This is a genomic window from Streptomyces sp. NPDC101160 (genome assembly GCF_044768205.1).
Lineage (GTDB): Bacteria > Actinomycetota > Actinomycetes > Streptomycetales > Streptomycetaceae > Streptomyces.
In genome coordinates, this window is record NZ_JBIWPJ010000004.1 from 522,153 (window position 1) to 544,556 (window position 22,404).

25 protein-coding genes are annotated in these 22,404 nt (G+C 71.9%); 11 read left to right on the plus strand and 14 right to left on the minus strand.

Annotation, left to right across the window (positions count from 1 at the left end; translation table 11 throughout):
• Positions 1-76: 76 nt before the first annotated feature.
• The 3 genes from ACIRSU_RS15345 to ACIRSU_RS15355 form a co-directional block, all read right to left on the minus strand.
• Positions 77-1,462: a cellulase family glycosylhydrolase gene (locus ACIRSU_RS15345; protein ID WP_403792205.1), complete on the minus strand. Its 1,386-nt coding sequence runs from the start codon at positions 1,460-1,462 to the stop codon at positions 77-79.
• A 113-nt stretch (positions 1,463-1,575) separates the two neighbouring features.
• Positions 1,576-2,541 carry a zinc-binding dehydrogenase gene (locus tag ACIRSU_RS15350; protein ID WP_403792207.1) on the minus strand — a complete coding sequence of 322 codons (966 nt, stop codon included), beginning with the start codon at positions 2,539-2,541 and terminating at the stop codon, positions 1,576-1,578.
• Positions 2,542-2,906: 365 nt separating this feature from the next.
• A complete protein-coding gene (locus ACIRSU_RS15355) occupies positions 2,907-4,118 on the minus strand; it encodes an NADP-dependent malic enzyme (RefSeq protein ID WP_403792209.1) in 1,212 nt (403 codons plus the stop codon).
• A 547-nt stretch (positions 4,119-4,665) separates the two neighbouring features.
• Between ACIRSU_RS15355 and ACIRSU_RS15360 the strand changes: the two genes are divergently transcribed.
• The 3 genes from ACIRSU_RS15360 to ACIRSU_RS15370 are packed head-to-tail and all read left to right on the plus strand — an operon-like array spanning position 4,666 to position 7,422.
• Positions 4,666-5,631 (plus strand): ABC transporter substrate-binding protein, encoded by a 966-nt coding sequence (locus ACIRSU_RS15360; RefSeq protein WP_403792211.1) that lies wholly within the window; start codon positions 4,666-4,668, stop codon positions 5,629-5,631.
• Between the two features lie 40 nt (positions 5,632-5,671).
• Positions 5,672-6,658 carry an amino acid ABC transporter permease gene (locus ACIRSU_RS15365; RefSeq protein WP_403792213.1) on the plus strand — a complete coding sequence of 329 codons (987 nt, stop codon included), beginning with the start codon at positions 5,672-5,674 and terminating at the stop codon, positions 6,656-6,658.
• Positions 6,655-7,422 carry an amino acid ABC transporter ATP-binding protein gene (locus ACIRSU_RS15370; protein WP_403792215.1) on the plus strand — a complete coding sequence of 256 codons (768 nt, stop codon included), beginning with the start codon at positions 6,655-6,657 and terminating at the stop codon, positions 7,420-7,422. The genes ACIRSU_RS15365 and ACIRSU_RS15370 overlap by 4 nt, the downstream gene beginning before the upstream one ends.
• A 130-nt stretch (positions 7,423-7,552) precedes the next feature.
• On the opposite strand, the gene ACIRSU_RS15375 is transcribed toward ACIRSU_RS15370, so the two are convergent.
• A complete protein-coding gene (locus ACIRSU_RS15375; RefSeq protein ID WP_403792217.1) occupies positions 7,553-8,311 on the minus strand; it encodes a class I SAM-dependent methyltransferase in 759 nt (252 codons plus the stop codon).
• A 95-nt stretch (positions 8,312-8,406) separates the two neighbouring features.
• Here ACIRSU_RS15375 and ACIRSU_RS15380 point away from each other — a divergent pair, with 95 nt between their 5' ends.
• Positions 8,407-9,036, plus strand: coding sequence for a CGNR zinc finger domain-containing protein (locus ACIRSU_RS15380; protein WP_403792219.1), 630 nt, complete (start codon positions 8,407-8,409; stop codon positions 9,034-9,036).
• Here the strand turns inward: ACIRSU_RS15380 and sodX are convergent.
• Positions 8,940-9,374 carry a nickel-type superoxide dismutase maturation protease gene (gene sodX / locus ACIRSU_RS15385; protein WP_403792221.1) on the minus strand — a complete coding sequence of 145 codons (435 nt, stop codon included), beginning with the start codon at positions 9,372-9,374 and terminating at the stop codon, positions 8,940-8,942. The two genes, ACIRSU_RS15380 and sodX, sit on opposite strands and share 97 nt — an antisense overlap.
• Positions 9,375-9,516: 142 nt before the next feature.
• Between sodX and sodN the strand changes: the two genes are divergently transcribed.
• Entirely contained in the window at positions 9,517-9,912 is a 396-nt protein-coding gene (gene sodN, locus ACIRSU_RS15390) for a superoxide dismutase, Ni (RefSeq protein WP_389208412.1), read from the plus strand.
• 92 nt (positions 9,913-10,004) lie between these two features.
• On the opposite strand, the gene ACIRSU_RS15395 is transcribed toward sodN, so the two are convergent.
• Both ACIRSU_RS15395 and ACIRSU_RS15400 read right to left on the minus strand, forming a co-directional pair.
• The gene (locus ACIRSU_RS15395; RefSeq protein WP_403792223.1) at positions 10,005-10,505 is read right to left on the minus strand and encodes a GNAT family N-acetyltransferase; all 501 of its coding nucleotides are present in this window, start codon (positions 10,503-10,505) and stop codon (positions 10,005-10,007) included.
• The gene (locus tag ACIRSU_RS15400; protein ID WP_403792225.1) at positions 10,502-11,452 is read right to left on the minus strand and encodes a LysR family transcriptional regulator; all 951 of its coding nucleotides are present in this window, start codon (positions 11,450-11,452) and stop codon (positions 10,502-10,504) included. The genes ACIRSU_RS15395 and ACIRSU_RS15400 overlap by 4 nt, the downstream gene beginning before the upstream one ends.
• Before the next feature lie 143 nt (positions 11,453-11,595).
• Between ACIRSU_RS15400 and snpA the strand changes: the two genes are divergently transcribed.
• Positions 11,596-12,222: a snapalysin gene (snpA, locus tag ACIRSU_RS15405; RefSeq protein WP_403792226.1), complete on the plus strand. Its 627-nt coding sequence runs from the start codon at positions 11,596-11,598 to the stop codon at positions 12,220-12,222.
• A gap of 73 nt (positions 12,223-12,295) precedes the next feature.
• On the opposite strand, the gene ACIRSU_RS15410 is transcribed toward snpA, so the two are convergent.
• The 5 genes from ACIRSU_RS15410 to ACIRSU_RS15430 all read right to left on the minus strand — a co-directional run bounded on the left by ACIRSU_RS15410 (position 12,296) and on the right by ACIRSU_RS15430 (position 16,484).
• Complete coding sequence (locus tag ACIRSU_RS15410) at positions 12,296-12,715, minus strand: DUF6304 family protein (protein ID WP_403792228.1); 420 nt, start codon at positions 12,713-12,715, stop codon at positions 12,296-12,298.
• Positions 12,716-12,757: 42 nt separating this feature from the next.
• Entirely contained in the window at positions 12,758-13,060 is a 303-nt protein-coding gene (locus ACIRSU_RS15415) for a hypothetical protein (RefSeq protein WP_403792230.1), read from the minus strand.
• Between the two features lie 65 nt (positions 13,061-13,125).
• Positions 13,126-13,710 carry a dihydrofolate reductase family protein gene (locus ACIRSU_RS15420; RefSeq protein ID WP_403792232.1) on the minus strand — a complete coding sequence of 195 codons (585 nt, stop codon included), beginning with the start codon at positions 13,708-13,710 and terminating at the stop codon, positions 13,126-13,128.
• Positions 13,711-13,848: 138 nt separating this feature from the next.
• The gene (locus tag ACIRSU_RS15425; protein WP_403792233.1) at positions 13,849-14,904 is read right to left on the minus strand and encodes a family 2 encapsulin nanocompartment cargo protein polyprenyl transferase; all 1,056 of its coding nucleotides are present in this window, start codon (positions 14,902-14,904) and stop codon (positions 13,849-13,851) included.
• A gap of 164 nt (positions 14,905-15,068) precedes the next feature.
• Positions 15,069-16,484: a family 2B encapsulin nanocompartment shell protein gene (locus tag ACIRSU_RS15430; protein WP_403792235.1), complete on the minus strand. Its 1,416-nt coding sequence runs from the start codon at positions 16,482-16,484 to the stop codon at positions 15,069-15,071.
• 287 nt (positions 16,485-16,771) lie between these two features.
• Here ACIRSU_RS15430 and ACIRSU_RS15435 point away from each other — a divergent pair, with 287 nt between their 5' ends.
• Both ACIRSU_RS15435 and ACIRSU_RS15440 read left to right on the plus strand, forming a co-directional pair.
• Positions 16,772-17,362, plus strand: coding sequence for an N-acetylmuramoyl-L-alanine amidase (locus ACIRSU_RS15435; protein WP_403792237.1), 591 nt, complete (start codon positions 16,772-16,774; stop codon positions 17,360-17,362).
• 49 nt (positions 17,363-17,411) lie between these two features.
• On the plus strand, positions 17,412-18,392 hold the full coding sequence (locus ACIRSU_RS15440; protein WP_403792239.1) for a 1-aminocyclopropane-1-carboxylate deaminase/D-cysteine desulfhydrase: 981 nt from the start codon (positions 17,412-17,414) through the stop codon (positions 18,390-18,392).
• Here ACIRSU_RS15440 and ACIRSU_RS15445 read toward each other — a convergent pair.
• Positions 18,371-19,966: a Na+/H+ antiporter gene (locus ACIRSU_RS15445; RefSeq protein ID WP_403792240.1), complete on the minus strand. Its 1,596-nt coding sequence runs from the start codon at positions 19,964-19,966 to the stop codon at positions 18,371-18,373. The two genes, ACIRSU_RS15440 and ACIRSU_RS15445, sit on opposite strands and share 22 nt — an antisense overlap.
• Positions 19,967-20,081: 115 nt before the next feature.
• Here ACIRSU_RS15445 and ACIRSU_RS15450 point away from each other — a divergent pair, with 115 nt between their 5' ends.
• The 3 genes from ACIRSU_RS15450 to ACIRSU_RS15460 all read left to right on the plus strand — a co-directional run bounded on the left by ACIRSU_RS15450 (position 20,082) and on the right by ACIRSU_RS15460 (position 21,918).
• Entirely contained in the window at positions 20,082-20,342 is a 261-nt protein-coding gene (locus tag ACIRSU_RS15450; RefSeq protein ID WP_403792242.1) for a UBP-type zinc finger domain-containing protein, read from the plus strand.
• A 191-nt stretch (positions 20,343-20,533) separates the two neighbouring features.
• A complete protein-coding gene (locus ACIRSU_RS15455; protein ID WP_403792244.1) occupies positions 20,534-20,947 on the plus strand; it encodes an anti-sigma regulatory factor in 414 nt (137 codons plus the stop codon).
• Positions 20,944-21,918, plus strand: coding sequence for an RNA polymerase sigma factor SigF (locus tag ACIRSU_RS15460; protein WP_403792246.1), 975 nt, complete (start codon positions 20,944-20,946; stop codon positions 21,916-21,918). Before ACIRSU_RS15455 ends, ACIRSU_RS15460 begins: the two co-directional genes overlap by 4 nt.
• Positions 21,919-21,968: 50 nt before the next feature.
• On the opposite strand, the gene ACIRSU_RS15465 is transcribed toward ACIRSU_RS15460, so the two are convergent.
• Positions 21,969-22,400, minus strand: coding sequence for a hypothetical protein (locus ACIRSU_RS15465; protein WP_403792578.1), 432 nt, complete (start codon positions 22,398-22,400; stop codon positions 21,969-21,971).
• Between the last annotated feature and the right edge of the window lie 4 nt (positions 22,401-22,404).

Below are 22,404 nucleotides of genomic sequence, written 5' to 3' on the forward strand. Positions count from 1 at the left end.
CAGGGCCAGGGCCCGAGGCCGGACCAGCGCCCGCAGGGCCTCCGGCCACGGGCCGCCCGCCCCGCGCCACCTCGCCTCAGCCTCGTGTCACCGTGACCGTGACCCGTGCGCCGGGGGCGGCGAGGAGCACCACGCGGCCCGGTCGCGGGCGCAGCACGACCGCCCTCCCCCGGGCCGCGACCTGCCACGCGCCCGGGGGCAGGGACAGTTCGGTGGCGCGGGGGCCGCGGCGGGCGGAGTCGTAGTCGAGGCGGTAGACGCCGGCCCCGGAGTCGTACGCGGCGGCGCGCACGGTGCCGGCGACGGCCTCGGCGTAGGGCTCGGCGGTGAGCTCCTTGTTCGTACGGAAGGCGCCGGCGCCGTCCACCGCGCAGTAGCCGCCGCCGTAGCACCACTCCCAGCCCGCCCAGCCGGAGGAGTAGCGGCCGAGCGAGGCCATGGCCTCGCGGTAGAAGCGGTTCATGTTCGGCAGCGCGTTGTTGAGCGGGCCCCACTCCCCCACCACCACGGGGACCTGGTACTGCTTCGGGTACTGGGTGACGGCGGCCTCGTAGCTCTCGACCCAGCGGGCCGACGGGTCGTAGTCCCCGCCCGCCTCCATGGTGGAGTTGTAGAAGTGCGGGGCGTAGACGATCTTCGGGTCGTCGATCCGGCCGAGGCCGGTCGGCACGCCCTCGCCGACGATCGGGGTCGGTTCGACGAAGATCCAGCCCTCCCGGTCGGCCGACCGGATCGCGTCCGCGATGCGGTTGTACATCGGCGTGAGCTGCTCGCGCTCGATCCGCCGGGCGGCGGTCGGCAGGTCCTCGCCCTCCCGCATCTCGCCCATGGGCTCGTTGATGGGGTCGTAGCCGAGGACGGCCGGGTGGTCGCGGAAGCGGTCGGCCAGCACCCGCCACATCCGGGCCTGGGCGAGCCTCAGGTCGGGGTCCTCGTAGAGGTGGGTGAAGGCGCGCTGGACGGCGGGCTCGAAGTACTCGGAGAACCAGTCGTCGGGGTGCGGGGTGAAGGGCAGCCCGTCGGTCCTGGTCGCCCACGCCGGAACGCCCCGGCTGCCGAACGCGGGCCCGAAGACGTCCTGGTGGGCGTCGAGGACGACCTTCATGTCGTACTTCTCGGCCCAGTCGAGAACCCGTTCGATCCTGCGGAGGTAGTCCTTGCTGTACTGGCCGGGCCTGGGCTCCAGGTCGTCCCAGAAGACCAGCACACGGGCGAGGTTGAAGCCCTTGGCGCGCATGTCGCGGAAGTGCTTCTCGGTGATGCCGGAGAGCGCCTGCTCGCCCCGGTGGGACTTGTCCGCGACGTTCCAGCCCCGCAGCTGGAGGGTGCGCCCCCGGGCGTCGGTGAGGGCCGGTATCGCCCCACCTGTCGGACCCGTCGCCGCACCGGTGTCGGCGCGGGCGGCGGTCGGGGCGAGGAGCGCGGCGACGACAGCGGTCGCGGCAAGGGTGGTTCGCAACAAGGAGGGCCTCCGGCACGACGAGGTGAGCGTTGTTCACGTTTCGCGTGCCGGAGATCCCATCAGTATTACTGGCGGGTCATCAAGAGGTCGGTCAGAAGGTCTTCAGGACGTTCTCAGGAGGTCTTCAGGACGATCTTCCCGAAGAGCTCGCCGGACGCCATCTTCGCGAAGCCCTCCCGGGCCCGGTCCAGCGGCAGCACCTCGTCGATCACCGGCCGCACACCCGTCGCGGCGCAGAAGGACAGCAGGTCCTCCAGCTCGTCCTTGGAGCCCATGGTCGAGCCGACGACCTTCAGCTCCAGGAAGAAGATCCGGGTCAGTTCGGCGTGCGAGGGCCGGTCGCCGCTGGTGGCACCGGAGATGACGAGCGTGCCGCCGGGCCGCAGCGACTTGACCGAGTGCGACCAGGTGGCGGCACCGACGGTCTCGATGACCGCGTCCACCCGCTGCGGCAGCCGCGCGCCGGGCTCGTACGCCTCCAGGGCGCCGAGCTCGACGGCCCGCTTCCGCTTGGCCTCGTCACGGCTGGTGGCGAAGACCCGCAGGCCGGCCGCCTTGCCGAGGACGATCGCGGCGGTGGCGACACCGCCGCCGGCGCCCTGCACGAGGACCGAGTCCCCGGGTCGTACCCCGGCGTTGGTGAAGAGCATCCGGTACGCGGTGAGCCAGGCGGTCGGCAGACAGGCGGCCTCCTCGAAGGAGAGCTCCTTGGGCTTGGGCAGCACGTTCCAGGCGGGCACGGAGACCCGCTCGGCGAAGGTGCCCTGGTAGCGCTCGGTCAGGATGGAGCGCGGCTCGTCGGGGCCGACGCCGTGGCCGGTCTGGCCGATGACGGAGTGCAGCACGACCTCGTTGCCGTGCTCGTCGATGCCCGCGGCGTCACAGCCGAGGATCATCGGCAGCTTGTCCTCGGACAGTCCGACCCCGCGCAGCGACCACAGGTCGTGGTGGTTGAGCGAGGCGGCCTTGACGGTGACGGTCGTCCACCCGGGCCGTGCCTCGGGCTCGGGCCGTTCGCCCAGTTCGAGGCCGTTCAGGGGCTGGTCGCGGTCGATTCGGGCAGCGTAGGCAGCGAACATGCCCCTGACCCTAGGGGCGGACGGGGAGCTCGCGGAACCACGCCGAGGTGTGACGCACGTCCCTCGCGGCGATCTTGCCGCCCACCCGCGCGAGGGCCCGCCCGGCCCACCGCACCCGCACGCCCGAGGGCCCCGCCCGTACACCGCACCCGTACACGCGAGGGCCCGCCCGGCCCACCGCACCCCATACACGCGAGGGCCCCGCCCAATCCACCGCACCCGTACGCCCGAGGGCCCCGCCCGGCCCACCGCACCCGCACACCCCAGGGCCGCCCAATCCACCGCACCCGCACACGCGAGGGCCCCGCCCGGTTCGCGTTCACGAACCTGGCGGGGCCCTCGGGGGTGTGCTGCCGAGCCCTGGCTCAGCGGCGGGCGACGCCCTCCGCGCGCGCGGCGGCGGCGACCGCGGCCGCGACGGCCGGGGCGACCCGCTCGTCGAACGGCGACGGGATCACGCAGTCGGCGGACAGGTCGTCGCCGACCACGGCGGCGATCGCGTCGGCCGCGGCGATCTTCATGCCCTCGGTGATCCGGGAGGCCCGGACCTGGAGCGCGCCGGCGAAGATGCCGGGGAACGCGAGGACGTTGTTGATCTGGTTCGGGTAGTCCGAACGGCCGGTGGCCACGACCGCCGCGTACTTGTGCGCGACGTCCGGGTGCACCTCGGGGTTCGGGTTGGCCATGGCGAAGACGAAGGCCTTCGGCGCCATGGCGGCGACCGCCTCCTCGGGGACCGTACCGCCGGAGACGCCGATGAAGACGTCGGCGCCGGCGAGGGCGGTCTCCAGGGAGCCGGAGAGGCCCGCCTTGTTCGTCAGCTCGGCGATCTCGCGCTTGACGTCGGTCAGGTCCTCGCGGTCCTGGCTGACGATGCCCTTGCGGTCGGTCACGGCGACGTCGCCGATGCCCGCCGACAGGAGGAACTTCGCGATGGCCACACCGGCCGCACCGGCGCCGGAGATGACCGCGCGCAGGTCGCCGAGGGTCCGGCCGGTCAGCTTCGCGGCGTTGCGCAGCGCGGCGAGCGTGACGATCGCCGTGCCGTGCTGGTCGTCGTGGAAGACCGGGATGTCCAGGCGCTCCTGGAGCTTGCGCTCGATCTCGAAGCACCGCGGCGCCGAGATGTCCTCCAGGTTCACGCCGCCGAAGGACGGGGCGAGCCGGACGACGGTCTCGACGATCTCGTCGGTGTCCGTGGTGGCGAGCGCGATCGGCACCGCGTCCACGCCGCCGAACTGCTTGAAGAGGATCGCCTTCCCCTCCATGACCGGAAGCGACGCCTCCGGGCCGATGTCGCCGAGGCCGAGCACCGCCGTGCCGTCGGTCACGACCGCCACGACCTGGGACTTCCAGGTGTAGTCGTTGACCAGCTCGGGCTGCTCCGCGATTGCCGTGCACACCTTGGCGACGCCGGGCGTGTACGCGAGGGACAGGTCGTCCTTGTCCCGCACCGGCACCGTGGCCTGGATGGCCATCTTGCCGCCGCGGTGCAGCGCGAAAACCGGATCGAAGGGCTCGCCGGGAGCCCCTTCGGTACCGCTCTCGCTGCGAGGATTGACGATCTCCGCTGCCATTGGGTTGACCCCTTAAGTCTTCTTCATTTTGAGGGTTGCCACTCCCTGGTAAGGAGGGGTGGGCGGGTCCCGCGGCCGCCGTGTCTGGCAGCCGCGCGGGCGCGCCGCACAACGCGCCCTGAGCCCCGGATGAGGGGTGTAAGGATCCTTCTTACCGGACGGACGGGTCCGGAGACGAGTCCATTCGGCCTCGGTGACGCGACTCATACCGAGCGCTACCGGACGTGCACGGAGAACGACACGTCACTCCATGTCCGGAAACATACTTTCCCGACCCGAATAGCGGCCTTCATGTCGTCCGAATGGCGAGATGCACGGAAGATTTTGCGGTGCAGACCCCACCCGTCCGCAGAAGATTTCGCTTGGGAGGACTGGGCAAGCGCGTTCCGAAGCCACCCGTTATCCGATTTTGACATCCTTGGCCGTCGGATTCGGGCAGTCCGAATGGCAAGATGCCAAATCACACGAGGTCGCGGCACTCGAAGCTGCGTGCACGACCCCCTAGGCAACGTAGGCAACTCCCCTCACCCGCCGGAGGAACCCGACCATGACCGCACGCTCCACGCGCTGCACGACCGCCGCCAAGACCCGCACGTCCCGTCTTGCCGCGGTCGCCGCCATCGCGGTCGCCGGCTCCATGCTGCTGACCGCCTGTGGCGACCAGACGAACAGCCAGAAGCCCGAGGGCGGCTCGTCCTCCGCGGTCGCCTCCAACGCGCCGCTGTTCTCCAAGCTCCCGGCCGACATCCAGAAGGCCGGCAAGATCAAGGTCGGCACGGACGCCTCGTACGCCCCCATGGAGTTCACCCAGGGCGAGAAGATCGTGGGTGTCGACCCCGACATCGCCGAGGCCCTCAGCAAGCAGCTCGGCGTCAAGTTCGAGTTCACCTCCGGCACCTTCGACGGCCTGATCACCTCGATCTACACCGGCCGCCAGGACCTGATCATGTCCTCGATGACGGACAACAAGAAGCGTCAGGAGGGCCTGGACGACAGCGGGAAGAAGATCGGCAAGGGCATCGACTTCGTCGACTACTTCAGCTCCGGCGTCTCCCTGCTCGTCAAGAAGGGCAACCCGCAGCACATCAACTCCCTCGACGACCTCTGCGGCAAGACCGTGGCCGTCCAGCGCGGCACGATCTACGAGGACACCTTCAAGGCCCAGGCCACCAAGTGCGGTGACAAGAAGCTGACCATCCAGGCGTTCGACACCGACGCCGAGGCCCAGACCCGCGTCAAGGCCGGCGGTGCGGTCGCCGACCTGAACGACTACCCGGTCGCCTCGTACATCGCGAAGACCTCCGGCGGCGGCAACGACTTCGAGGTCACCGGCAACCAGAGCGACGTCGGCCTCTTCGGCATCGGCGTCTCCAAGGACAAGACCCAGCTGCGCGACGCCATCAAGGAAGCGCTCGACGCGGCCATCAAGGACGGGTCCTACGGCCAGGCGCTGAAGCAGTGGAACGTCGAGGGCAGCGCCGTGAAGCAGGCGACCGTCAACGCCGGCCAGTGAGCCTCCCCGCCGTCCCCCGCTCCACCTGAAGGGCAGTCGTATGACTGACAAGATCCGCAAGGAACCGGCCGCCGCTCCGGCCGGTTCCGGCCCCACGGACAACCCGCCGGCCGGCCCGGCCGGCCCCCCGTCGGGCGTCCCCTACGAGGCGATCAAGGCCATCCCGGTCCGCCACTACGGCCGCTGGATCAGCGCCGTCGTGGTCGTGGCGCTCCTCGGCTGGCTGCTCTACGCCTTCTCTCAGGGCAACATCATCTGGGCCACGGTGTGGGACAAGCTGTTCGACACCTCGGTCCTGCACGGCCTGTGGAGCACGGTCGTCATCTCGGTCGCCTCGATGGCGCTGGGCCTCGTGCTCGGCATCCTCTTCGCCGTGATGCGCCTGTCGAAGAACCCGGTCACCGGCGCGGTCGCCTGGCTCTACATCTGGTTCTTCCGCGGCACCCCGGTGTACGTCCAGCTGCTGGTGTGGTTCAACCTGTCGCTGATCTTCGAGTACATCAACCTCGGGCCGATCTACAAGAACGAGACCGTCGACGTCATGACGCCGTTCATGGTCGCGCTCCTCGGCCTCGGCCTCAACGAGGGCGCGTACATGGCGGAGATCGTCCGCGCCGGCATCCAGTCGGTCGACGAGGGCCAGACCGAGGCGGCGCACGCGCTCGGCATGTCCCAGACGAAGACCATGTGGCGGATCGTCCTGCCGCAGGCCATGCGCGTGATCGTGCCGCCGACCGGCAACGAGTTCATCAACATGCTGAAGACCTCGTCCCTGGTCTCGGCCGTGCAGTACACCGAACTACTGCGTGCCTCGTCCAACATCGGCACCACCGCCGGCGCCGTGATGGAGATGCTCTTCGTGGCCTCCATCTGGTACCTCGCGCTCACCAGCGTGTTCAGCGTCGGCCAGTACTACCTGGAGCGCCGCTTCGCCCGCGGGTCGACCCGCAACCTGCCGGCCACGCCGTGGCAGCGCGTCAAGAAGAACCTCGTCACGTTCAAGCGTTCCCCGGAGGCGACCCGATGACCGGTCAGCCCATGGTCAAGGCCGAAGGCGTCCACAAGTCCTACGGCGCCGCGCACATCCTCCGGGGCATCGACCTGGAGGTGCAGAACGGCGAGGTGTTCTGTCTGGTCGGTCCGTCCGGCTCCGGCAAGTCGACCTTCCTGCGCTGCATCAACCACCTGGAGCGCATCGACGGCGGCCGGCTCTCGGTCGACGGCCAGCTGGTCGGCTACCGCCAGAAGGGCGAGAAGCTCTACGAGCTGAAGGACAGCGAGGTCGCGTCCCAGCGCCGCGACATCGGCATGGTCTTCCAGCGCTTCAACCTGTTCCCGCACATGACGGCCCTGGCCAACGTCATGGAGGCGCCGATCCAGGTGAAGGGCGAGTCCAAGGCGGTGGCGCGCGAGCGGGCCGAGCGCCTGCTCGACCGCGTCGGCCTCGGCGACAAGATGGGGAACTACCCCTCGCAGCTCTCCGGCGGCCAGCAGCAGCGCGTGGCCATCGCCCGCGCGCTGGCGATGGAGCCGAAGCTGATGCTCTTCGACGAGCCGACCTCGGCGCTCGACCCGGAGCTCGTGGGTGACGTCCTCGACGTCATGCGGGACCTGGCCGAGTCGGGCATGACGATGATCGTCGTCACGCACGAGATGGGCTTCGCCCGTGAGGTGGGCGACTCGCTGGTGTTCATGGACGGCGGCGTGGTGGTGGAGTCGGGCCACCCGAGGGACGTCCTGACGAACCCGCAGCACGACCGGACGAAGGCGTTCCTTTCGAAGGTCCTCTGAGCGGTACGAGAAGGGGCGGTACGGGCACGAGCCGGTACCGCCCCTTTCGGCGTCCCGTGGTCCTCCTTCACGGCGGGAAGGCGCTGTACGAGCAGGAGCCCGCACCGCCCCTTTTCGGCGCCCCGTGGTCTTACTTCACGGCGAGGAGGAGGGTGTCGGAGGGCGAGGCCCAGACGGCCCGGGCCTCGGCGAAGCCGGCGGCGCGGAGGGTGTCGGCGTGCCAGCGGGGCGAGGGCGTGTCGCCGTCGGCGTGCTCGCCGTAGATCTCGTAGCGGCGGGCGGTGGGCCCGGCGAGGACCGGGTCCTTGGCGGCGAGCGCCCACCAGTCGGCCCAGTCGAGCACGCCGGCGGCCTTCTCGGCGTCCATCCGGGCGTGCCGCTGCGCCCGCTCGGCGGCGTTGATGCGCGGGGTGGTCTCGTCGATCATGTGGTCGGCGTTCATGAAGACGCCGCCGTCGCGGACGAGGCCGGCGAGCTGCCCGTAGAGGGCCGTCAGGGGCTCGCTGTGCAGCCAGTGGAGGGCGGTGGCGGTCAGGACGGCGTCGTACGAGTCGTGGGGCAGCTCGCGCGTCCAGGCGGGGTCCTTGAGGTCGGCGGTGACGAAGGTGACGCGCTCGTCGCCCTCGAAGTAGCCCTCGGCGATGGCGAGCAGGGCCGGGTCGAGGTCGACGCCGGTGCTGGTCGCCTTCGGGAACCTTTGGAGCAGCCGGTCCGTGATACTTCCCGTACCGCACGCGAGGTCGAGCACGCGGGGCTCCGGTCCCACGACGGCCTCGACCATGTCGAGCATCACGCGGAAGCGTTCCTCGCGGTCCGGCATGTACCACTCCTGCTGGCGGTCCCAGCTCTGCTGCCAGGCCGTCCAGTCGGTGCGGGTCGTGTCGGTCATGCTTCTGCCTCCACCCTCTTCGTAATACCCTCAAAGGGAGAGCGTCGCTTACCCTCCCCCGCCTCGACCCTAGCCCGCCGGAGTAAGGACTACAAGTGGAACTGGCCTATTACTCGGACTACGCCGTGCGTCTGGTCAACACCGAGGAGCCGGCCCGCAGCAAGGACTCCCTCACCTCCGTCGACGCGGTCCGGGAACTCTTCGGGGAGGCCTCCCAGATGGCCCGGCGGGTGACCGACGCCGACGTGACCCGCTTCCGCTCGGTACGGTCCCGGCTGCGCGCGGTCTTCACCGCGGCCGACGAGGGCGACCACACGGGAGCGGTCGACCTCCTCAACTCGCTCCTGCTCGAGTTCCCGGTCAGCCCACAGATCTCGGGCCACGACTACCTCGACGAGGAGGGCAGGCCGCGCTGGCACATGCACCTCGCCGATCACCCGTCGAACGCGACCGCGGGCTACGCGGCCATCGCCGCGATGGGCCTCGCCTTCCACCTGACGGAGTTCGGCGCGGACCGGCTCGGCCTGTGCCAGGCGTCCCCCTGCCGCAACGCCTACCTCGACACCTCGACCAACCGCTCCCGCCGCTACTGCTCCGACCGCTGCGCGACCCGGGCCAACGTGGCCGCCTACCGGGCCCGCAAACGCCAGGAGGCCGCGGAGGCCGAACGCACCGGCCGCACGGCCGTGAGCAGCCAGGAGAGCACCACACCGGCCGACCGCTGACGCCCGGGCGTGACGGGCCGGTACCGCGCCCGCACCCGCCCCAGCACCAGCTGCTCCGGCACGACCCCGAACACCCGGCTGTCGCCCTCCGCGGCCGGGTTGTCCCCCAGCACCCACCAGCCCCCGTCCCGCCGCTCCACCAGCCGCTTCACGATCAGCAGGTCCTGCTGCAGCGGATGCCGCAGCACGGCCACCTGCCCGGGCCGCAACCGCGCCCCGTAGTGCACGAACAGCTGGTCGCCATGGAGCAGCGTGGGCACCATCGACACCCCCGTCACCTCGGCGATCCCGAACGGGGCCCCGGGCTCCCGCCCCGGCTCATGCCCCGATTCCACCATTCGGCACCTCCCGGTCCGATCGTCCACGAGTCCCATGGTGACCCTGGACTTTTGTCCTAAGCCCCTGGGGGCGCTCGCGAAATCCCGCTTCTCACCGAGTAATGTCCCACCTGAGAAGACGATCACGAGGAAGGACAGCAGCATGCTCTCCCGCCTGTTTGCCCCCAAGGTGAAGGTCAGCGCCCACTGCGACCTCCCCTGCGGCGTGTACGACCCGGCCCAGGCCCGCATCGAGGCCGAGTCGGTCAAGGCCGTCCAGGAGAAGATGTCGGCGAACGAGGACCCGCACTTCCAGGCCCGCGCCACGGTCATCAAGGAGCAGCGCGCGGAGCTCGCCAAGCACCACGTCTCGGTGCTCTGGAGCGACTACTTCAAGGCCCCGCACTTCGAGAAGTACCCCGAGCTCAACCAGCTGGTGAACGACACCCTGAAGGCCCTCTCGGCCGCCAAGGCGTCGACGGACCCGAAGACGGGCGAGAAGGCGCTGGAGCTCATCGCCGAGATCGACCGCATCTTCTGGGAGACGAAGAAGGCCTGACCTTCTTCCGCACCTGCCCGAAGGGGCCCGACCGCACAGCGGCCGGGCCCCTTCGGCGCGTTCCGGGCGCCGGTCGTCGGGTTGTCGGTCCGTCACTCCACCGGCAGTGCGTACCGGCGCTTCTCCTTCGATGTCGCGCCCAGGCGGTCGTAGAAGCGGATGGCGCCGTCGTTCCAGGTGGGGGTCTGCCACTGGATCTCGGTGAGGCCGAGGGTGCGGGCCTCGCGGTGGACGGCGGACATCAGGAGGGCGCCGAGGCCGTGGCCGCGGGCTTCGGCGGTGAGGTAGAGGCAGTCCATGTGGAGGTATTCGGCGGCGTCCCAGGTGGAGATTTCCGGGGCGCAGGTCGCGTAGCCGGCGAGGGTGCCGTCGGGGAGTTCGGCGACCAGGCAGCGCAGGCGCGGGGTCTCGGTGCCGAAGAGGAGGCGGTGGAGGCGGGCGGCCAGGTCGGTGGGCGGGGGCGCGGCGTGCTCGTAGGCGGCATGTTCGGCGGCCAGTTCGGCGACCCGGGGCAGGTCCTCGGGGTGGGCGTGCCGGGCGAGGGGGATGGCTGCCGCCCCGGGCGCCGCCTGCTGCTCCGCGTGATCGTTCATGCCGTCATCATGCACGGCCCCGCCGTCCCGCCGCCCCGCAGCCACCTCCGGTACGGCGCCGCGCGCAGCGCCACCTCGCGGTAGGCGGCGGCGAGGGCCGCGTACGGGCGGTCCAGGGGAGCGCCGGGGGCGGCGAAGAGGAGCAGGCGGACGGCGAGGGGGTCGCCGCGGAGGGGCCGGACGGCCATGTCGTCGCGTGGGCCGGAGGTGGGCTGGCAGGGGGCGACGGCCTCGCCGAGGGCGATGAGGGAGGCGGCCGTGTGGTAGTCGGCGTGCAGCACCGGCGGGTCGAGGCCGGCGGCGGTCAGGACGCGGCGCAGGCCGTCCCATTCGCCGTCGACGGCCGGGTCGACGGTCCAGCGGTCGTGGGCCAGGTCGGCGAGGTCGACGACCTCGTGGGCGGCGGCGGGGTGGTCGCGGGCCATGGAGACGAACTGCGGCTCGCGCTCGACGAGGACGCGCGCCCGCAGGCCGTCCGGGACCCGCAGGGGGCAGCCCTCGACCTCGTGGACGAAGGCCACGTCGAGCTGGCCCGCGGCGACCGTGCGCAGCAGGGTGTGGGCGGAGACGTCGACGCGCAGCGCGATCTCGGGGGCGATGTCGCGGCGGAGCCGGCGCAGCCAGCCGGGCAGGGCGCGGCTGGCGGTGGAGCCGACCCGGAGGGCCGGGCCGCCGGTGCGGGCGGCGGCGGCCCGGGTCTCGGTGACCAGCGCGGCCATGCCGTCGACGAGGGGGCGGGCCCGGCTGAGCACGGAGCGGCCGAGCGGGGTGGGGTGGCAGCCGGTGCGGCCGCGGGAGAAGAGTTCGGCGCCGAGCGCGTTCTCGATGCGGCGCAGCTGGGTGGTCAGGGAGGGCTGGCTGACGCCGAGTTGGCGGGCGGCCTTGTGCAGGCTGCCGGCGTCGGCGATGGCGCACAGCGCCCGCAGGTGCCTCACCTCCAGCTCCATGCCCCGAGGTTAGGGCGGCCCTCGCGCGCGCACCAGAGCGTCAACCGGTCTGTGATGCAACGGTGTTATCGCCGATTGACATCATTCCGCCGCCGTCCCGGCTCCCCCGACACTCTCCTCAACCCCACAGGAGGAGCCCCCACATGCGACACCCGAAGATGCTCACGTCCTTACTGACCGCCGCTCTCGGCGCCGGCCTGACGCTCTCCCTCTCCGCCGCCCCGGCCGCCGCCTCCGCCCCCTCGGCGGCGTACGCCGGTTCCGCCGCGGAGGCCAAGGCCAACCAGGCGTTCTTCGACGCCGTCATGAAGTCGGTCGCGAAGAAGCGGGCCGCCACGCCTGGTGCCGACGCCGTCACCGTGGTCTACAGCACCGCCAACGCACCCAGTTTCCGTACCCAGATCGCCCGCTCGGCGCAGATATGGAACAGCTCGGTGGTCAACGTCCGTCTGGCGGAGGGGTCCAACGCGGACTTCGCCTACTACGAGGGCAGCGACTCCCGCGGCTCGTACGCGAGCACCGACGGGCACGGCAACGGCTACATCTTCCTCGACTACCAGCAGAACCAGCAGTACAACTCCACCCGCGTCACCGCCCACGAGACCGGTCACGTCCTCGGTCTCCCCGACCACTACAGCGGTCCGTGCAGCGAGCTGATGTCCGGCGGCGGGCCCGGCACGTCCTGCCAGAACGCCTACCCGAACAGCCAGGAGCGCTCCCGCGTCGACCAGCTGTGGCGCTACGGCCTCGCCTCGGCCATGAAGCACTGATCGCGGCCGGACCGGTACAGCGGCAGGGCGGCCCGTACGGGTCGCCCTGCTCGCGTTCCGTGACGAGACGGGGTCAGGCCGCCTGCGGCAGCCGGCGGCCGAACTCGGTGCCCGGCGGCAGCTGGCGCCGGACCCGGGCCAGGGCCTCCTCGAAGTCACCGCCCGCGATGCCGGACTCGAAGGCCGCGCCGCCGTAGTGCAGGGTCAGGCTGAGGTCGGCGCGGTCGCCGAGGGTCAGCAGACAGCTGAGCGTGGCCTGCTGGGTGACGCCGTCCGTGACGACGGGGAGCGGCAGGTCCCACTCCAGGACGCAACCGCCGAGGGCCTGCCCGCCCTCGTCCGCGGCGCTGAGCGCGGCGAAGCTCGCGCCCGTGTACTCGATTCCCCTGATGCGGGTGGCCACATGGCTCCCGTCGGCCGTGATGACGATCGCTTCCGCACCACGGCGGTCCCGGTACCAGCCGGTCCAGACTTCTGTCGACTCCGATGACATGCGCGGACTGTAGCGGTATGACCAGCTCCGGCGCGCGGCCGGTCACCCGGCGGCCGGACTTGTCCCGGTCTCGCCGTTCTTGCCGGTCACGGGCGTGGTCGTGGCTTCCGCGCCGACTTCTGACGCTGCGTCCGACGGTGTCCCCGGCGGTGTCCCCGGCGGTCCGTCGTCAGGCGCCTCGTACAGCTCGCACTCCGGGTTGCGGCACGGCTGCACCTCCCACTCCGGCACCCAGGCCCCGAGGACCTTGTGCCGCCGCGCGAGGACCTGGCGCGGCTGTCCGCAGGCCGGGCAGGGATGCTCGGCCCGCGGGTCCCGGGTCGTCCGGGGAAGCTCCTCGGTCATGCCTCCAGGGTAGGACCGGTGCCCGGGGGCCGCTCCCCCGTCACCACGCCGGGTCGAGCTCCCGGTCACCGCTTCCTGGTGTACGTGCGCACGACGACCCCGTTGCCGAAGGTCCGTACGCCATCGAGCGCGAAGTCCCGGAGGGCGAAGTCCGCGCCGAACATCGGCATGCCGGAGCCGTACACCTGCGGGTACGACTTGATGACCAGCTCGTCGATCTCCTCGACCAGCTGCCCCGCGACCTGCGCGCCGCCGCAGAGCCAGATGCCCAGCGAGCCGTCCTCGGCCTTGAGCTCGCGGACCCGGGCGGCCAGGTCGCCGGCGACGAGCTCGACGTTCGGGTCGGGCGACTCGGTGAGCGAGCGGGTCGCGACGATCTCGCGCAGGTGGGCGTACGGGCTGGTGATGCCGGCGTCCAGGGCGAGGCGGTACGAGCCGAGGCCCTGGATGACCGTGTCGAAGCGCTTGTTGGGCACGTCCGCGAGGCCGACGGCCGCCCGGAAGGCGGTCGGGAGCGTGTCCGGGTACTCGGTGTTCATGAAAGCGGCGTACTCCTCGTCCATGAACTGGAACATGGACGAGGCGTCGCCGTGGGGGTCGCCGATGAACCCGTCGAGGGAGCAGGCGACGTAGTACGTGAGCTTGCGCAAGCCGAATCTCTTTCCGTGGGCGGATGCGGCCCGCACCTGCGAACCACTGCATGCATAGTGCTTCACATGTAGTGGTTAGCGCAAGCCCTTTCGTACGCCGGTACGACTCTGCTCGGCGAGTCCTCTCCGCGGCTGCGCTCAGCGGCTGCGCCGCGTCACGAACTCCGCGAGCGCCAGCAGGTCTCCGGCCGCCGACAGGTCCGGCACCGCGCGGGAGAGCTGCTCCACCGCGCGGGCCATCCGCTCGGCGGCCTGGTTCTGCGCCCAGTCCCGGCCGCCGGCCCGCTCGACCGCGTCCGCCGCCGCCCGTACCGCGTCGGCGTCCAGGACCGGCCGGGCGTACAGCGCGGCCAGTTCCTCGCCCGCCGGGGTGCCGGAGGTGAGCGCGGCCACGACGGGGAGCGACTTCTTGTGGGCGACGAGGTCGGCGCCGGCCGGTTTGCCGGTGCGGCCCGGGTCGCCCCAGATGCCGATGAGGTCGTCGATCAGCTGGAACGCCAGCCCGGCCTCACGGCCGAAGGCGTCCATCGCCGCGACGGCCTCCTCCCCCGCCCCCGCGTACAGCGCGCCGAGCGCGCACGCGCAGCCAAGCAGGGCGCCGGTCTTGGCGGTGGCCATCGCCACCACCTCGTCCAGGGTGACCTCGTGCGGCCCGCGCTGCTCGAAGGCGCAGTCCGCCTGCTGGCCCGCGCACAGCTCGATCACACAGGCGGCGAGCCGGGCGGAGGCGGCCGCGGCGGCCGGGTGCGGGTCCTCGGCGAGCAGCCGCAGCGAGAGCGCGTTCATGGCATCGCCCGCGAGCAGCGCGTCCGGGATGCCGAACACGGCCCAGGCGGTGGGACGGTGACGGCGGGTGGGGTCCTCGTCGACGATGTCGTCGTGGAGCAGGGTGAAGTTGTGCGCCAGCTCCACCGCCGCCGCGGCCTTCACGGCCGGGGCCGGGTCCGCGCCGAACGCGCGGGTCGCGGCGAGCACCAGGGCCGGCCGGATGGCCTTGCCGCCCTGTCCGTCGGCCGGGCGGCCGTCGGCCTCCTCCCAGCCGAAGTGGTACGCGGCGATACGCCGTATGGAACCCGGCAGGGACGCGACGGTCGTGCGCAGTTGGGGTTCGACGACGCCGCGGGTCCGGTCCAGGAGCAGCACGGCGCTCTGCCCCTCGGTACCGGTCGCGGCGTGCGCGCTGGTCATGGTCATGTGTGCGGTCACCTTCGTCAGGGCCTGGTCGGTGCGGGGCGGGCGGCGGCCGGTGGGCGGCCGCGGCCGGTGGGCGGGCGGCGCGGTGGGCGGCCGCGGCTCGCGCGGAGTCGGGCGTCCGGGGGCGGGGCCTGTCGGCGTGGCCCCGCACCCGGATGGCCGGCTCAGCGCCGGCGGCCGACCTCCACGTTCTCCAGGACACCGAGGGCGTCGGGGACGAGGACGGCTGCCGAGAAGTAGGCGGTGACCAGGTAGGAGGTGATCGCCTGCTCGTCGATGCCCATGAAGCGGCAGGACATGCCGGGCTCGATCTCGTCCGGCAGGCCGAACTGGTTGAGGCCGATCACGCCCTGGTCGGACTCGCCCGTGCGCATGCAGAGGATCGAGGTGGTGCCGGCGTCGGAGACCGGGATCTTGTCGCACGGGTAGATCGGCACCCCGCGCCAGGTCGTGATCCTGGTGCCGTCGACGTCGACGGTGTCGGGGACCAGGCCGCGCCGGTTGAGCTCGCGGCCGATGGCGGCGATGGCCAGCGGGTGGGCCAGGAACAGCCGCGAGTTGCGCCGCCGGGACAGCAGCTCGTCCAGGTCGTCGGGGCCGGGCACGCCGTCGTGGGGCTGGATCCGCTGCCCGTAGTCGCAGTTGGCGAGGAGGCCGAACTCCCGGTTGTTGACCAGCTCGTGCTCCTGGCGCTCGCGCAGCGCCTCGACCGTGAGCCGCAACTGCTGCTCGGTCTGGTTCATCGGCTTGTTGTAGAGGTCGGCCACGCGTGTGTGGACCTTGAGGACGGTCTGGGCGACGCTCAGCCCGTACTCGCGCGGGGACGCCTCGTAGTCCACGAAGGTGTGCGGGATGACGGCCTCGCCGACATGGCCGGCGGAGAGGTCGATGGCCGCCTCGCCGTACCTGTTGGTGGCGCGCGGGGGCAGCGCCGCGAACTCCGCCAGATGGCCGGCCAGCGCGCCGGCCCGCTCGGCGAGACTCAGCACGTCGGCCCGGGTGAGCTCCAGGACCGTACAGGCCGTGGCGGCGCGGGCGGTCCACTCCCAGCTCGCGTCCGCGGCGACGAGGGCGGCCTCGCCGAAGTAGGCTCCGTCGGCGAGGAGGCCGAGGACCGTCTCGTCCCCGTAGGGCCCCTCGCCGATCTGCTCGACCTTGCCGTGGGCGAGGAGGTGGACCCGGTCGGTGGTGTCGCCGCGGGTGGCGATGACCTCGCCCGGCGCGTACGCCCGCTGGCGGCAGCGGCCCGCCAGCTCGGTCAGGACGTCGCCGTCCTCGAACCCGCGCAGGGCCGGGAGTTCGCCGAGCTCCGCGGGGATGACCGCGACCTGCTCGCCGGTCTGCACGAAGGTGACGCGGCCGTCACCCACGGCGTAGCTGAGCCGCCGGTTCACCCGGTAGGTGCCGCCCTGCACCTGCACCCACGGCAGCGCCTTCAGGAGCCACCGGGAGGTGATCTCCTGCATCTGCGGTGCCGACTTGGTGGTGGACGCGAGGTTCCGCGCGGCAGCGGTGCCGAGGCTCTGCTGCGGTGGTGCCTGATCCGCGCGGATCTCGCCGTCGACCGAACCAACGGACATGGAACTCCCTCTCGTACGACAAAGCTGCGAGAGAGAGCCTTTCAGCACGGAGCGTGTCCGCGCCATTACACAAAAGAGTGGGTGTGGATCGCGGCGGGCTGGGCATCGCGCGCGTTCCTTCACGCGAACGGATCACGCCTTCCGTCGCCTTCCTGTCCGGATCGGCTCGCACACCGTACGAACGGATGGCAGCGGAGCCGGTGCCTCCGGTACTCCGGAAGCACTGCGAGAGCACGGCGAAACCCCTGCGGAACCACCGCACTTCGCATGCCCGAAAGGAGCCGGTCATGGCCCCACCCATGTCCGCGAGCCGCTTCCTCGACGCACTGCGCGACGAGGGTCTGACGGTCGTCGAGGTCGGCGACTGGCGCACCCACAACCGCAACCACAAGGGCCCCTGGGGCCCGGTCAACGGCGTGATGATCCACCACACCGTCACCCGCGGCACCGACAACACCGTCCGCATCTGCCGGGACGGCTACGAGTCCCTGCCCGGGCCGCTCTGCCACGGCGTGATCGCCAAGGACGGCACGGTCCACCTGGTCGGCTACGGCAGGGCCAACCACGCCGGCCTCGGCGACCCCGACGTGCTGCGGGCGGTCGTCGCCGAGCAGCGGCTGCCGGTCGACGACGAGGCCACCACGGACGGCAACCGGCACTTCTACGGCTTCGAGTGCGAGAACCTGGGCGACGGCGAGGACCCGTGGCCCAAGGTTCAGCTGGAGGCCATCACCAAGGCCGCGGCGGCGCTGTGCCGGGTGCACGGCTGGACCCAGCGCTCGGTCATCGGCCACAAGGAGTGGCAGCCGGGCAAGGTGGACCCGCGCGGCTTCACCATGGGGTGGCTGCGCGAGCAGATCGCCGACCGGCTGCGCTGACCGCGCACCGGCCTCTCCGGACACCGCCCCGAACAGCGACAATGGCCGGGTGAACGCGTTCGATCCCGCCCTCCTGCGGCCCCGGCTCCCTTCCCCTCTCCAGCCGGTCGAGGACGAGCGCTTCACCCGGCACGGCCTGACGCTGCTGCTCAAGCGGGACGACCTGATCCACCCCGACCTGCCGGGCAACAAGTGGCGCAAGCTCGCGCTCAACCTGCGGGCGGCCGCCGGGCGCCCGGTGCTCACCTTCGGCGGCGCCTACTCCAACCACCTGCGGGCGACGGCCGCCGCCGGCCGGCTCCTCGGCTTCGCCACGATCGGCGTCGTGCGCGGCGAGGAGCTGGCCGGCCGCCCGCCGAACCCCTCGCTCGCGCGCTGCGCGGCGGACGGGATGCGGCTGGTGTTCGTGGACCGGGGCACGTACCGCCGCAAGCACGAGCCCGACACCCTGGCACGGATCCTGGAGCGGGCCGAGGCGCCCGGTGACGTGTACGTCGTCCCCGAGGGCGGCAGCAACGCGCTCGCCGTCCAGGGCTGCGTGGAGCTCGGCCGGGAGCTCGTGGGCGAGGCCGACGTGGCCGCGGTCGCCGTCGGCACCGGCGGCACCCTGGCGGGCCTCGCGGCCGGGCTCGGGCCCGGGCAGCGGGCGCTGGGCGTGCCGGTCCTGAAGGGCGGCTTCCTGGGCGCGGAGGTCGTGGCCCTGCAGGAGGCCGCGTTCGGCGGTCCGCGCGGCGACTGGTGGCTGGACGAGCGCTTCCACGGCGGCGGTTACGCCCGTACGACGCCGGAGCTCGACGCCTTCGCACAGGATTTCGAGGCGCGGCACGGTTCGTGGCACGCACTCGCCATCGAGCGCCTGTATGTGGCCAAAATGCTCCACGGCCTGCTGACGCTCGCCGAGGAGGGCGCCTTCGCCTCCGGCACCCGGATCGCGGCGATCGTCACCGGCGCACCGGAGCCCCGGGAAGGGGCGCGGGACGCGGCCGGGGAAGGAGCGCGGGAAGGGGCTCAGCCGGCCTCCTCCCGGTAGGCCGCCGCCTCCTCCAGGTCGAGCCGGCGCAGCAGGCTGCGCATCATCTCGTCGTCGATCCGGCGTGCGTCGCGCAGCTTCACGAAGACCTCGCGCTCGGCGTCGATCATCTCCCGCGCGAGGCGCCGGTAGGTGTCGTCCGCCGTCTCCCCGGTCAGCTCGTTGACCGCGCCGAGCCGCTCCCACACCGAGTTGCGGCGCCGTTCCATGACGGTGCGGAGCCGGTCGGCGATCGGCTCGGGCAGCGCGTTGCGCGGGTCGGCGAGGAGGGCATCGAGGCGTTCCTCGGCGGCCCGGGACGCCTCGCTCTGGGCCTGCGCCTCGGCCAGGGTCTCCTGGTAGCGGTCGCGGCCGGGCAGCTTCAGGACCCGGATGAGCGGCGGCAGGGTGAGGCCCTGGACGACGAGGGTGCCGATGACGGTGGTGAAGGTGAGGAAGAGGACCAGGTTGCGGGCGGGGAACGGGACGTCGTCGGTGACGATCGGGATGGAGAAGGCGATGGCGAGCGAGACCACGCCGCGCATGCCGGCCCAGCCGATGACCACCGGCGCCCGCCAGTCCACCCCGGGCTCACGCTCGCGGATCCGGGCGGAGAGCCAGCGCGGCACGAAGGTGGCCGGGAAGACCCAGACGAAGCGGACGACGACCACGAAGACGAAGACCCCGACCGCGTACCCGGCCGCCTCCGCCATCCCGTACGGCCCGAGTCCCTCGACGACGAAGGGCAGCTGGAGGCCGATCAGCGCGAAGACGGCGGACTCCAGGACGAAGGCGACCATCTTCCACACGGCCTCCTCCTGGAGCCGGGTGGCGAAGTCCACCTGGTACGCCTTGTGGCCGAGGAAGAGACCGACCACGACGACGGCGAGCACACCGGAGGCGCCGACCTCCTCGGCGGCCGCGTAGGCGATGAAGGGGATGAGGAGGGAGAGGGTGTTCTGGAGCAGCGCCTCGCCCAGCCGGCAGCGGATCCAGTGGATCGGCACCATGAGGACGAGGCCGACGCCGATGCCGCCGACCGCGGCGAGCAGGAACTCGCCGACGCCGCCGACCCAGCTGATGCCCTCGCCCACGGCGGCGGCGAGGGCGACCTTGTAGGCGGTGATCGCGGTGGCGTCGTTCACCAGCGACTCGCCCTGGAGGATCGTGGTGATCCGGTTCGGCAGGCCGAGCCTGCGGGCGATGGCGGTGGCGGCGACCGCGTCCGGCGGGGCGACGACCGCGCCGAGGACCAGGGCGGCGGTCAGCGGCAGGTCGGGCACGAGCACGTACGCGAGCCAGCCCACCATGACGGTCGCGAAGAGCACGTAACCGACCGAGAGCAGCGCGACGGGCCGGATGTTGGCGCGCAGGTCGAGGTACGAGGAGTCGACGGCGGCCGTGTAGAGCAGCGGCGGCAGGATCAGCGGCAGCACGATGTGCGGGTCGAGGGTGTAGTCCGGCATCCCCGGCACGTACGAGGCGAGGAGGCCGACCGCGACCAGGAGCAGCGGCGCGGGCACCGGTGTCCTGCGGGCGAAGCCCGCCACGGCGGTGCTCGCCGCCACCAGTGCCACCAGCTGCAGTGCGTCCATGCCCGTCCCGTCCCCTGTCGTCGCTCGTCCTGGCCACCGCGACCGCCACCGCCGGCGCCACCGCCGGAATCCGTCCGTGCCGGCGCTGTCGGTGCCACGTCGTAACCTGGCCATCATGAGCGAGTGCCTGCACGTTCCCGAACTGCCGCGCCCCGAGCCGGCGCCGCTGCACGACACCTGTCCGGAGTGTCTGGCTGACGGGACACACCCCGTCCAGCTGCGGCTCTGTCTGAGCTGTGGGCACGTCGGCTGCTGCGACTCCTCGGCGGGACGGCACGCGACGGCGCACTTCTCGGCCACCGGTCACCCGGTGATGCGGACCTTCGAACCGAACGAACGCTGGCGATGGTGCTTCGTGGACGGTTCGATCGTCTGACGGCTGGGTAGTTCAGCCCTCCGCGGGTTCTCCGCGGCCGCCGGGCGGGGGGCGGTCCTTCCGGGCCCCCGGCGACACGGCGGGACGGATCGCGATAGCGTCTCGGCGGACTGCGCAACCACTGCGTACCGCCTGGTTCGGGGGGCCTTCTCCCCGGGCCCCGAAGAGCATGTGCCACCTTGGAGGTGAGGGTGTCCCAGATCGCAGGCGAGCCCGGGACCCAGGACTTCGTGGAAGTCCGGCTGCCCGCTGCGGGTGCCTACCTGTCCGTGCTGCGTACGGCCACGGCCGGCCTCGCGGCGCGCTTGGACTTCACCCTCGACGAGATCGAGGACCTGCGGATCGCCGTCGACGAGGCGTGCGCGATCCTGCTCCAGCAGGCGGTGCCGGGATCGGTGCTGAGCTGTGTGTTCCGCCTGATCGACGACTCGCTCGACGTCACGGTGTCGGCTCCGACCACGGACGGCCGGGCGCCGGAGCGCGACACCTTCGCGTGGACGGTGCTGTCGGCGCTGGCCGGGAAGGTCGAGTCGTCCGTGGCGGACGACAAGACCGTCTCCATCAGCCTGTACAAACAGCGCGGCGCGGGGCCAGGCCCGGCGTGAGGCGGGGGGACGCGACGGCCGGCTTCCCCGAGCAGCAGGCCCGGCCGCATCCGGAGGCCGACGCCGAGGCCGGGGCCGCCGGTGTCGATGACGAGGTCGAGGTCGACGTCGCTACGGATCACGCAGAGCAGGCGGACCACATGAGCGAGCACGAGCAGCACGAAGAGGCCCCGGCCGCGGCCGAGCCGGACGAGGCCCCGCACGGGGCTCCCGATCCGCACGACCGCAGCGGGGCGCGGGCCCTCTTCATCGAGCTGCGCTCCCTGCCGGAGGGATCGCCGGAGCGGGCGGCGCTGCGCGACCGGCTGGTCCGGATGCACCTGCCGCTGGTGGAGCACCTGGCCCGGCGGTTCCGCAACCGTGGCGAGCCGCTCGACGACCTGACGCAGGTGGCGACGATCGGCCTGATCAAGTCGGTGGACCGGTTCGACCCGGACCGCGGGGTGGAGTTCTCCACGTACGCGACCCCGACGGTGGTCGGCGAGATCAAGCGCCACTTCCGAGACAAGGGCTGGGCGGTACGGGTGCCCCGCCGCCTCCAGGAGCTGCGGCTCTCGCTGACGACGGCGACGGCGGAGCTCTCGCAGCAGCACGGGCGCTCGCCGACCGTGCACGAGCTGGCGGAGCGGCTCGGGATCTCCGAGGAGGAGGTCCTGGAGGGCCTGGAGTCAGCGAACGCCTATTCGACGCTCTCGCTGGACGTGCCGGACACGGACGACGAGTCGCCGGCGGTCGCGGACACGCTGGGCGCGGAGGACGAGGCCCTGGAGGGCGTCGAGTACCGGGAGTCGCTCAAGCCGCTCCTGGAGGACCTGCCGCCGCGGGAGAAGCGGATCCTGCTCCTTCGCTTCTTCGGGAACATGACCCAGTCGCAGATCGCGCAGGAGGTCGGCATCTCGCAGATGCACGTCTCCCGGCTGCTCGCGCGCACGCTGGCGCAGCTGCGGGAGAAGCTGCTCGTGGAGGAGTGACCGCCGGCCCTGGAAGTGACCCGCCGGCCCCAAGGGGCGGGTCTACGGGCCTACGCGCTGTCCTGGCCGGGGCGCTTGATGCCGAGCGCCTCGGTCGTGGCCGGGTTCACCAGGAGCACGAGGCCGGTCACCGCGAGGACCGCGAGGGCGATGCCCGCCGGGATCATGACGCTGTTCGCCTGGAGCAGCTGCCAGGCGACCGGCAGCGCGAGGATCTGGGTGATCACCGCCGGGCCGCGGCTCCAGGAGCGGCGCCGCAGCAGGCCGCGGGCGGCGGCGAGCGGGATGAGTCCGAGAGCGACCAGGGTGACCCCGCCCATGAGGGCCGAGGTGAGGTCGCCGGTCCGGTGGACGAGGCTGGTCACCAGCATGTAGAGGCCGCCGGCGGCCAGGGCGAGGCCCTCCACGCCGGCCACCACCGCGGCTGCGGTGAGCCGCCCGGGCCGGGCGCCCTGCTCCGTACCCCGCTCCGTACTGCTCATGTCG